General features: G+C 61.7%; 7 protein-coding genes. 2 read left to right on the top strand and 5 right to left on the bottom strand.

What is annotated here, in order from left to right; translation table 11 throughout:
• Positions 1-2: 2 nt before the first annotated feature.
• Complete coding sequence (locus AB4O05_RS19925) at positions 3-962, bottom strand: AAA family ATPase (RefSeq protein ID WP_003174327.1); 960 nt, start codon at positions 960-962, stop codon at positions 3-5.
• 172 nt (positions 963-1,134) lie between these two features.
• Positions 1,135-1,488, bottom strand: coding sequence for a hypothetical protein (locus tag AB4O05_RS19920; protein ID WP_460135770.1), 354 nt, complete (start codon positions 1,486-1,488; stop codon positions 1,135-1,137).
• 489 nt (positions 1,489-1,977) lie between these two features.
• On the opposite strand from AB4O05_RS19920, the gene AB4O05_RS19915 reads away from it, so the two are divergent.
• Positions 1,978-6,846, top strand: a complete 4,869-nt coding sequence (locus tag AB4O05_RS19915; protein WP_460135771.1) for an NAD-glutamate dehydrogenase — start codon at positions 1,978-1,980, stop codon at positions 6,844-6,846.
• 196 nt (positions 6,847-7,042) lie between these two features.
• Here AB4O05_RS19915 and AB4O05_RS19910 read toward each other — a convergent pair whose 3' ends face one another.
• The 3 genes from AB4O05_RS19910 to AB4O05_RS19900 are packed head-to-tail and all read right to left on the bottom strand — an operon-like array spanning position 7,043 to position 9,820.
• Positions 7,043-7,738: a GntR family transcriptional regulator gene (locus AB4O05_RS19910; protein WP_460135772.1), complete on the bottom strand. Its 696-nt coding sequence runs from the start codon at positions 7,736-7,738 to the stop codon at positions 7,043-7,045.
• A 16-nt stretch (positions 7,739-7,754) separates the two neighbouring features.
• On the bottom strand, positions 7,755-8,456 hold the full coding sequence (locus tag AB4O05_RS19905; RefSeq protein ID WP_460135774.1) for a FadR/GntR family transcriptional regulator: 702 nt from the start codon (positions 8,454-8,456) through the stop codon (positions 7,755-7,757).
• Between the two features lie 53 nt (positions 8,457-8,509).
• The gene (locus tag AB4O05_RS19900; protein ID WP_460135775.1) at positions 8,510-9,820 is read right to left on the bottom strand and encodes a C4-dicarboxylate transporter DctA; all 1,311 of its coding nucleotides are present in this window, start codon (positions 9,818-9,820) and stop codon (positions 8,510-8,512) included.
• Between the two features lie 232 nt (positions 9,821-10,052).
• Here AB4O05_RS19900 and AB4O05_RS19895 point away from each other — a divergent pair, with 232 nt between their 5' ends.
• A complete protein-coding gene (locus AB4O05_RS19895) occupies positions 10,053-10,682 on the top strand; it encodes a DNA-3-methyladenine glycosylase I (protein WP_460135776.1) in 630 nt (209 codons plus the stop codon).
• Positions 10,683-10,761: the final 79 nt, after the last annotated feature.

Raw genomic sequence — 10,761 nt, 5'->3', positions numbered from 1 at the left:
CTTCAAGCGACGGCAACGACGTCGAGAATGCGTTGCACCACGCGGTCCTGGTCAATGCCAGCGGCTTCGGCCTCGAACGACAGGATAATGCGGTGGCGCAGTACGTCGAACAGCACCGCCTGGATGTCTTCCGGGCTCACGAAGTCACGCCCGGCCAGCCAGGCATGGGCGCGGGCGCAGCGGTCGAGGGCGATGGAACCGCGCGGGCTGGCACCGTAGGCGATCCATTCGGCCATCTCCGGGTCGAACTTGGCCGGGGTGCGCGTGGCCATGACCAGTTGCACCAGGTATTCCTCCACGGCATCGGCCATATACAGGCCGAGGATTTCCTTGCGCGCGGCGAAGATCGCCTGCTGGCTGACGCGGCGCTCGGGCTTGGTTTCGCCATTCAGTGCTTCGCCACGCGCCTGTTGCAGAATGCGCCGCTCCACGGCGGCATCCGGGAAGCCGATCTTGACGTGCATCAGGAAGCGGTCGAGCTGGGCTTCGGGCAAGGGGTAGGTGCCTTCCTGCTCGATGGGGTTTTGCGTGGCCATCACCAGGAACAGCGGCGACAGGTCATAGGTGCTGCGCCCCACGCTGACCTGGCGCTCGGCCATCGCCTCGAGCAAGGCCGACTGCACCTTGGCCGGCGCGCGGTTGATTTCGTCGGCCAGCACCAGGTTGTGGAAGATCGGCCCTTGCTGGAAGACGAAACTGCCGGTTTCCGGGCGATAGATCTCGGTGCCGGTGATGTCGGCGGGCAGCAGGTCGGGGGTGAACTGGATACGATGGAACTGCGCTTCGATACCCTCGGCCAACTCTTTGATCGCCTTGGTCTTGGCCAGGCCCGGCGCGCCTTCCACCAGCATATGGCCGTCGGCGAGCAGGGCGATCAGCAGGCGATCGATGAGTTTTTCCTGGCCGAGAATCTGCGTAGAAAGAAAGGTTCGCAGCGCAAGCAGCGCTTCACGATGTTCCATCGATGACGGTTCCTGGAAAGATGAGCCCGTGTGCTGTGCGACAAACACCGGGCTGGGGGGCACTACTTTAATGCATGGAGGGGGGTGGCGACTAACGGCGTAACGGGTATTTTTGGCAAAACTTGTAGGATTTTTGTGTTGCGAACACCGTCTATGTGGGAGCTGGCACCGCTTAGATCCGGATAAGGGTGCCCGTGCCGCTGAGGATGTTCTGCAGGGTTTCTTCGACTTCGGCCATGTCCGACGCAGCAGTGCTGTGGGTAATCTCCAACTGATCCTTGCCACCCAGCGCATCGGCATCACCTGCGGCAAGCTCCACCAACAGGGTGGTGTTGCCCAACGTTACCTTCAATCCGTCCAGGGTCGATGGCTCGTAATCCCAGGTCAGTTCGACTTCGTCTTCATCCGGGTAACGGCTCAGCATGAACATCTCGCCGTTCTTGCCGTGGCAGCAGAGCATGGCCATGTTGTCTTCTTCGTCGTCGCATGGGGTGGCCATCAGGGCGTCGGTTTTCAGCTGCAGCATGTGGGATCCTGTCTGGAGTGGGCGTTGTGCGTGGCAATTGTGCCATTGCGGCGAATTTTCTGCTGCATCCTGTGTCACAACCGCGGCATGACCTGACGGTCAAAACCAGTCATTTTTGGTACTCGCAGGTGTGAAACCTGTCTGTTTTTACACCGCAAATCCCGGGTTGCACCCGTCGCAACTCCACGCCTGCTTACCGATGACCGAATATGTCGCAGCGCTGCAAGAGTGGTCTTCCTACACTCGCTAAGCTGCGCAACGGATGTGCATGAGCCAGGCGCCTGACCTGCCCGTCGTACCGTCACCCGGCAAGGTGCGCATCTTATGGAAGTTGTATGTGACCTGACTGTCTTGTCCAGCTTCACCCACCTGTCACCCTGATTCGTTTATGGTGCTTAACTCGTTACCAGCGATCAGAGCTGATGGTCCCCCGCAAGGGGATAACACGCGACGCTTCCATCAATAACAAGCCCAAGCGGAGTACCACAGATGGCGTTCTTCACCGCAGCCAGCAAGGCCGACTTCCAGCATCAACTGCAAGCGGCACTGGCGCAGCACATCAGTGAACAGGCACTGCCACAAGTGGCGCTGTTCGCTGAACAATTCTTCGGCATCATTTCCCTGGACGAACTGACCCAGCGTCGTCTTTCCGACCTGGCTGGTTGCACCCTGTCTGCCTGGCGCCTGCTTGAGCGCTTCGATCACACCCAACCGCAAGTGCGGGTCTATAACCCCGATTACGAACGTCATGGCTGGCAGTCGACCCACACCGCGGTCGAAGTGCTGCACCATGACCTGCCGTTCCTGGTCGACTCGGTGCGCACCGAGCTGAACCGCCGTGGCTACAGCATCCACACCCTGCAGACCACCGTGCTCAGCGTACGTCGCGGCGCCAAGGGCGAGTTGCTGGAAGTGCTGGCAAAAGGCACCCAGGGCGAAGGCATCCAGCAAGAATCGCTGATGTACCTGGAAATCGACCGTTGCGCCAACGCCGTCGAACTCAGCGTGCTGAGCAAAGAGCTTGAGCAGGTATTGGGCGAAGTGCGCGTGGCCGTGGCCGATTTCGAGCCGATGAAAGCCAAGGTCCAGGACCTGCTGGCCGGTATCGACGCCAGCCCGTTCGCTATCGACAGCGAAGAAAAAGCCGAGATCAAGAATTTCCTGGAATGGCTGGTGGGCAACCACTTCACCTTCCTGGGTTACGAAGAGTTCGTGGTACGTGACGAGGTGGATGGCGGTCATATCGAATATGACGCCGACTCTTTCCTCGGTCTGACCAAGCTGCTGCGCGCCGGCCTCACCGCCGATGACCTGCGCATCGAAGATTATGCCGTGTCTTACCTGCGCGAACCGACGGTGCTGTCGTTCGCCAAGGCCGCTCACCCCAGCCGCGTGCACCGCCCGGCCTACCCGGACTACGTGTCGATCCGCGAGATCGATGCCGACGGCAAGGTCATCAAAGAGTGTCGCTTCATGGGCCTCTACACCTCCTCGGTGTACGGCGAAAGCGTGCGGGTCATTCCTTATATCCGCCGCAAGGTCGCGGAAATCGAACGCCGTTCGGGCTTCCAGGCCAAGGCGCACCTGGGCAAGGAGCTTGCGCAGGTGGTTGAAGTGCTGCCTCGCGATGACCTGTTCCAGACCCCGGTCGACGAGCTGTTCAGCACCGTGATGTCGATCGTGCAGATCCAGGAGCGCAACAAGATCCGCGTGTTCCTGCGCAAAGACCCGTACGGTCGTTTCTGTTACTGCCTGGCCTACGTGCCGCGCGACATCTACTCCACCGAAGTGCGCCAGAAGATCCAGCAAGTGCTGATGGATCGCCTGAAGGCTTCGGACTGCGAGTTCTGGACGTTCTTCTCCGAGTCGGTGCTGGCCCGTGTACAACTGATCCTGCGGGTCGACCCGAAGAACCGCCTGGACATCGATCCGCTGCAACTGGAAAAAGAAGTGGTGCAGGCCTGCCGCAGCTGGCAGGACGACTACTCCAGCCTGGTGGTCGAAAGCTTCGGCGAAGCCCACGGCACCAACGTGCTGGCGGATTTCCCGAAAGGCTTCCCTGCCGGCTACCGCGAGCGTTTTGCCGCGCATTCGGCCGTGGTCGACATGCAGCACCTGCTCAGCCTGACCGAAGCCAACCCGCTGGTGATGAGCTTCTACCAGCCGCTGGGCCAGGTGTCCGGCCAGCGCGAGCTGCATTGCAAGCTTTATCACGCCGATACCCCGCTGGCGCTGTCCGACGTGCTGCCGATCCTGGAAAACCTCGGCCTGCGCGTGCTGGGCGAGTTCCCGTACCGTCTGCGCCACGCCAATGGCCGTGAGTTCTGGATCCATGACTTCGCGTTCATCGCCGCCGAAGGCGTGAACCTGGATATCCAGCAGCTCAACGACACCTTGCAGGACGCGTTCGTGCACATCGTGCATGGCGATGCCGAGAACGATGCGTTCAACCGCCTGGTGCTGACCGCCGGCCTGCCATGGCGCGACGTCGCGCTGCTGCGTGCCTACGCCCGTTATCTCAAGCAGATCCGCCTGGGCTTCGACCTGGGTTACATCGCCAGCACCCTGAACAACCACACCGACATCGCCCGCGAGTTGACCCGGTTGTTCAAGACCCGCTTCTACCTGGCGCGCAAGCTCACCGCCGACGACCTGGAAGACAAGCAGCAACGCCTGGAACAAGCGATCCTCAGCGCCCTGGACGACGTTCAGGTGCTCAACGAAGACCGCATCCTGCGTCGCTACCTGGACCTGATCAAGGCCACACTGCGGACCAACTTCTACCAGACCGACGCCAACGGCCAGAACAAGTCGTACTTCAGCTTCAAGTTCGACCCGCGCGCGATTCCCGAGCTGCCCAAGCCGGTGCCGAAGTTTGAAATCTTCGTGTACTCGCCACGGGTCGAAGGCGTGCACCTGCGCTTCGGCAACGTCGCGCGTGGCGGCCTGCGCTGGTCCGACCGTGAAGAGGACTACCGCACCGAAGTGCTGGGCCTGGTAAAAGCCCAGCAGGTGAAGAACTCGGTGATCGTGCCGGTGGGCGCCAAAGGTGGCTTCCTGCCGCGTCGCCTGCCGTTGGGCGGCAGCCGCGACGAGATCGCGGCCGAGGGCATCGCCTGCTACCGCATCTTCATTTCCGGGCTGTTGGACATCACCGACAACCTGAAAGACGGCGCCCTGGTGCCGCCGGCCAACGTCGTGCGCCATGACGCCGATGACCCATACCTGGTGGTGGCCGCGGACAAAGGCACCGCGACTTTCTCCGACATTGCCAACGGTATCGCCATCGACTACGGCTTCTGGCTGGGCGATGCGTTTGCGTCGGGTGGTTCGGCCGGTTACGACCACAAGAAAATGGGCATCACCGCCAAGGGCGCGTGGGTCGGCGTGCAGCGCCACTTCCGTGAGCGCGGCATCAACGTGCAGGAAGACAGCATCACGGTGGTCGGGGTCGGCGATATGGCCGGTGACGTGTTCGGTAACGGCTTGCTCATGTCCGACAAGCTGCAACTGGTCGCGGCCTTCAACCACCTGCACATCTTTATCGACCCGAACCCGAACCCGGCCACCAGCTTCGTCGAGCGCCAGCGCATGTTCGAGCTGCCGCGTTCGGCGTGGAGCGACTACGACACCAGCATCATGTCCGAAGGCGGCGGCATCTTCTCGCGCAGCGCGAAGAGCATTGCCATCTCGCCGCAGATGAAGGAACGCTTCGACATCCAGGCCGACAAGCTGACCCCGACCGAATTGCTGAACGCCTTGCTCAAGGCGCCGGTGGACCTGTTGTGGAACGGCGGTATCGGTACCTACGTCAAGGCCAGCACCGAAAGCCACGCCGATGTGGGCGACAAGGCCAACGACGCCTTGCGCGTCAACGGCAACGAGCTGCGCTGCAAGGTGGTGGGCGAGGGCGGTAACCTCGGCATGACCCAACTGGGTCGCGTGGAATTCGGCCTCAACGGCGGCGGCTCCAACACTGACTTCATCGACAACGCCGGTGGCGTGGACTGCTCCGACCACGAAGTGAACATCAAGATCCTGCTCAACGAAGTGGTGCAGGCCGGTGACATGACCGACAAGCAACGCAACCAGTTGCTGGCGAGCATGACCGACGAAGTCGGCCACCTGGTGTTGGGCAACAACTACAAGCAAACCCAGGCCCTGTCCCTGGCTGCACGCAAAGCCTACGAGCGTGCCGCCGAGTACAAGCGCCTGATGAGCGACCTGGAAGGCCGTGGCAAGCTGGACCGCGCCATCGAGTACCTGCCGACCGAGGAGCAACTGGCCGAGCGCGCTTCCACCGGCAAGGGCCTGACCCGTCCGGAACTGTCGGTGCTGATCTCATACAGCAAGATCGACCTCAAGGAAGCGCTGCTCAAGTCCCAGGTGCCGGATGACGAGTACCTGACCCGCGACATGGAAACCGCGTTCCCGCCGAGCCTGGTGGCCAAGTTCGGTGAGGCGATGCGTCGCCATCGCCTGAAGCGCGAGATCGTCAGCACCCAGATCGCCAACGACCTGGTCAACCACATGGGCATCACCTTCGTTCAACGACTCAAAGAGTCGACCGGCATGAGCCCGGCGAACGTGGCCGGTGCTTATGTGATCGTGCGTGACATCTTCCATCTCCCGCACTGGTTCCGCCAGATCGAAGCCCTGGACCACCAGGTTTCGGCCGACGTGCAACTGGAGCTGATGGACGAGCTGATGCGCCTGGGCCGTCGCGCCACGCGCTGGTTCCTGCGCAGCCGTCGCAACGAGCAGGATGCTGGCCGTGATACCGCGCACTTCGGTCCGCACCTGGCTGCGTTGGGTCTCAAGCTCGACGAACTGCTGGAAGGCCCGACCCGCGAAGGCTGGCAGACCCGCTACCAGGCCTACACCGAAGCCGGCGTGCCGGAGTTGTTGGCGCGTATGGTGGCAGGCACTGCCCACCTGTACACCTTGCTGCCGATCATCGAAGCCGCCGACGTAACCGGGCATGACGCCGCCGAAGTGGCCAAGGCCTACTTCGCCGTCGGCAGCGCCCTGGACTTGCCGTGGTACCTGCAGCAGATCAGCGATCTGCCGGTGGCCAACAATTGGCAGGCCCAGGCCCGCGAAGCGTTCCGCGACGACGTGGACTGGCAGCAACGGGCGATCACCATTTCGGTTCTGCAAATGGCCGATGCGCCACAAGACATGGAAGCCCGCGTGGCCCTGTGGCTTGAGCAGCACCAGGACATGGCTGATCGCTGGCGCACGATGATGGTGGAAATTCGTGCTGCGGTCGGCACGGACTACGCCATGTATGCAGTGGCCAACCGTGAGTTGCTGGATTTGGCGTTGAGCGGCCAGTCGGTACTGCAACCGGCTTGATTTAGCGGCGCAAACAAAAGCCCCTGTATCGTGAGATGCAGGGGCTTTTTGTTGGAGCCGAATTGATCAAACATAACCGACAACTGTAGGAGCGAGCTTGCTCGCGAATGCTGTGTGTCAGTCAGTTATTTATTCACTGATTCACCGCATTCGCGAGCAAGCCCGCTCCCACATTTTGATCTCCATTCGCTTGGGTTCAGTGGTGTTTGAGTAGTTTGGTTTCGAGGTGATCCAGGTGTTGGGTCAGCAGGGCCACTGCGCCGGCCGAGTCGCGCCGTTCGACGGCATCCGCAATCGTCATATGCGCCTGCCACGCACAATACGTGCAGGCTTTTGCTTCGGATTGGGCAATGATCAATGACGTCAGCGGCACCAGGCTATTCAGGAACTGCGCCAGCGGCGCATTCCCCGCGATGGCTGCCAAGTGCAGGTGAAACTCCCCGGACAAGCGAATCGCCGGTCCACGCTGGTCGCGTTCCATACAGTCGCGTTCCCGTGTTATCAGCTCGCGCAACTGGCGTATCTGCGCGGGCGTGGCCTGGGCGCACGCCAGTTGCGCAACGGTGATTTCGGTCATGCGCCGCGCTTCCAGGATTTGCCGCGTCTGCTGGGCATCCGGCGCCGCCACCTGGGCCCGTTGGTTGGGGCGCAGGATGATCACCTGTTGATGGGACAGCTTGGCCAGCACCCGGCGAATCACGCTGCGGCTCACGCCAAAGGTTTCACCCAGGCTTTCCTCGGTAAAGCGGCTGGCGGGGGCGATGCGTTGTTCGAGGATGGCGTCGAACAGCCGTGGGTAGATGTCGTCCACGGAGGGCTTTTTACCGGCCACCAGGCGCATGGTGGGCAGGGCGGCGACGGCAGGGGCACGGTGCAAGGCGTGGGCGGTCATGGTCGTCTCCAGAATGTCAGTTGCCCAGATGGTCGTCCGGGATGTTCAGGGCAATGCCCATGCGCAGGCCTTCCTGGAGGATGTGCCGACGCATCTCGGCACTGGCCAGGGCGCTGTTCTTGTTGCGGATGGCGCGCACCACGGCTTCGTTTTCCTGCAGGCGTTCGGCCAGGTGCTCGGGGGAGTTGCGCAGCACCTGGGCGCTTTGCTTGAGGGCATTGCGGGTCTGCTGCACCACGTTCTGGAAGATCGGGTTGGCGGTGAGGGCGAAGAGTTCTTCGTGAAAGCCGATGTAGGCATTCATGCCCGCTTCGGCGTCGCCGGCGTCGAGGGCTTCGCGCATGTCCATCAGGGTCAGGCGCAGTTGGCCGACTTCCTTGCTGCTGATGGACTGGGCCACTAGGCCGACAATGAACGGCTCCAGGGTGTAGCGCAGTTGCAGGATGTCTTCCAGGCTGGCATCGGCCACGGCGTCCGCCGAGTGCGTTTCGCCGACACTGGTTTCCAGCACCACCACGCCTTTGCCGGGCATGGAGCGCACCAGGCCGAGGGTTTCCAGCACGATCACCGCTTCGCGCAGGCTGGGGCGGCTGATGCCCATCTGCTCGGCCAGTTCGCGCTGGCCGGGGAGCATTTCGCCTCGGCGCCACTGGCCCCGCTTGAGTGCGGCGCGGAGTTTTTCTACGACTGAATTGACGACGGTTGAGGTGCTGATCACGTCGTGCGCTCCTAAAAAATGAATAATCCCTGCAGTGGAAAGCGTTTAGCGTTTTAAAATTCCTGGTGGACCGGCACTACCGGCTTCTTGGCCTGGAAGGCATAGCCTTGCTGGCCATCCAGCACCTTATTGGCGCGCTGGATATCGATGTCTTTTTCCCAGCGGGCGATGGCCACGGTGGCCACGCAGTTGCCGATCAGGTTGGTCAGCGCGCGGCCGATGCCCATGAACCAGTCCACGGCCAGTACCAGCACCAGGCCCACCACCGGAATCGCCGGGATAGCGGTGAGTGTCGCGGCCAGGATCACCAGCGCCGACCCCGGAATGCCGTGGGCGCCCTTGGAGGTAATCAGCGATACCAGCAGGATGGTCAGCAAATCAGTCATCGACAGCGGGGTACCGGTGGCGTTGGCGATAAACACGATGGCCAGGGTCAGGTAGATCGAGAAACCGTCGAGGTTGAACGAATACCCGGTCGGGATCACCAGGCCCACGGTGGAGCTGCCGATCCCCAAATGTTCGAGTTTGCGCATGACCTGCGGCAGCACGGCGTCGGAGGAGGCGGTGCCCATGACGATCAATAGTTCTTCGCGCAGGTACTTGAGCAGCGGCAACATTCGCAGGCCCGACACGCGCATCACCAGGCCGAGGATCAGTGCGACGAAAGCCAGGCAGGTCAGGTAGAACAAACCCACCAGGCTGCCCAGGTGTTGCAGCGAATCCAGGCCGTAGGTGCTGGTGGTGAAGGCGATTGCGCCGAACACGCCGATCGGCGCCAGGCGCACGATCATGCCCATGATGCGGAAAATCACATGGCTGAGCTCATTGATCAGCCGGGTGATGCCGGAGGCCGCTTCGCCCACCAGGTTCAGCGCGCTGCCGAACAGCACCGAGAACAGCAGCACCTGCAGCACGTTGTTGTCGGCAAAGGCGCCGATCACCGAATTGGGGATCAGGTCCATCAGGAACTGGCTGCTGCCCTTGAGGTGCTGGCCTTTGTCGGCCAGTTCATTCAGGCCGGCGGAGGAGAGTTGTTCCAGATGGATATTGGCGCCGGTGCCGATCCCGGTACTGAAGGCCATGACCAGGCCGATCACCAGGGCGACGGTGGTCAGCACTTCGAAGTAGATCACCGACTTGAGACCGATGCGCCCGACTTTTTTCAGGTCGCCGGCGCCGGAAATGCCGCTGACCACCACGCAGAACACGATCAGGCCAATCAGCATTTTGATCAGCTTGATAAAACCGTCACCCAGGGGTTTGAGTTGCGAGGAGAATTCGGGAAGGGCCAGGCCGCAGATGACGCCGAGCATCAGGCCAATCACGACTTGCAGGAAAATCGAACGCGAGCACCATCTGAGCATGGGAGTGATCTCTATTCGGTGCCCTGGTTGTTCCAGGGCTTAATTGTTGTGGTCATACCGGTAAGTCCAGTGCGCGGCCAGTCTACGCCGGGTTTTTTTCAAATCACAAGTGAATATTCGGCGGTTTGCAGGCACCGGTCTGACCGGTTGCCCGGCAAGGGCGATGCTTGAGCGGTTGGCGCGCTGGAAATTTTTTCGTCTATCATCCGCCGCCTGGCACATGAGGTGATGGATGGACACACCCGGACTGAGCACCGACGCGGCAGGACGCAGCCATTGCGCCTGGCGTACGTCGGCGCCGGAATACCCGCATTACCACGACCACGAGTGGGGCGTTCCGGTGGCGGATGATATCCAGCTGTACGAGAAGATTTGCCTGGAAGGATTCCAGGCGGGCATGGCGTGGATCACCATCCTGCGCAAACGCGAGCGGTTCAGGGCGGCGTTCGACGGCTTTGATTTTCGCCGGGTGGCGCAGTATGGCGAGGCGGATATCGAGCGGTTGCTGCAGGATCCGGGCATCGTGCGTAATCGGGCGAAGCTCGTGTCCACCATCAACAATGCGCGCAGGGCGTGTGAGTTGGTGGATGAAACCGGCTCGCTGGCGCGCTGGTTGTGGGCGTTCGAGCCCGGCCCTGAAGAGCGCCCGGCAGTGGTGGACCTGGATTACTGGAGGGGCAATCCCACCTCGCCGGCCTCGGTGCGACTGTCCAAGGCCCTGAAGAAGCGCGGCTGGACGTTCGTAGGGCCAACCACGATGTATGCGTTGATGCAGGCGATGGGCATGGTCAATGATCACCTTGAAGGGTGTGCGTGCCGTCCGCAGATTGAAGCGCTGCGCCGCCAATTCAAACGTCCCTGAATCTCTGACTGAACGCGGTTTAAACCTGTGGGAGGGACAAGCCCCAATGCCGTTCAGTTAAGCTGTAGGAGCGAGGGGG

It is taken from the genome of Pseudomonas sp. S1_G07, from assembly GCF_054668565.1.
This window is presented reverse-complemented; position numbering and strand designations above follow the sequence as displayed.

Coding starts and splice junctions, on each gene's coding strand:
- AB4O05_RS19925 (WP_003174327.1), bottom strand. CDS start 962: ATGGAACATCGTGAAGCGCTGCTTGCGCTGCGAACCTTTCTTTCTACG.
- AB4O05_RS19920 (WP_460135770.1), bottom strand. CDS start 1,488: ATGCTGCAGCTGAAAACCGACGCCCTGATGGCCACCCCATGCGACGAC.
- AB4O05_RS19915 (WP_460135771.1), top strand. CDS start 1,978: ATGGCGTTCTTCACCGCAGCCAGCAAGGCCGACTTCCAGCATCAACTG.
- AB4O05_RS19910 (WP_460135772.1), bottom strand. CDS start 7,738: ATGACCGCCCACGCCTTGCACCGTGCCCCTGCCGTCGCCGCCCTGCCC.
- AB4O05_RS19900 (WP_460135775.1), bottom strand. CDS start 9,820: ATGCTCAGATGGTGCTCGCGTTCGATTTTCCTGCAAGTCGTGATTGGC.
- AB4O05_RS19895 (WP_460135776.1), top strand. CDS start 10,053: ATGGACACACCCGGACTGAGCACCGACGCGGCAGGACGCAGCCATTGC.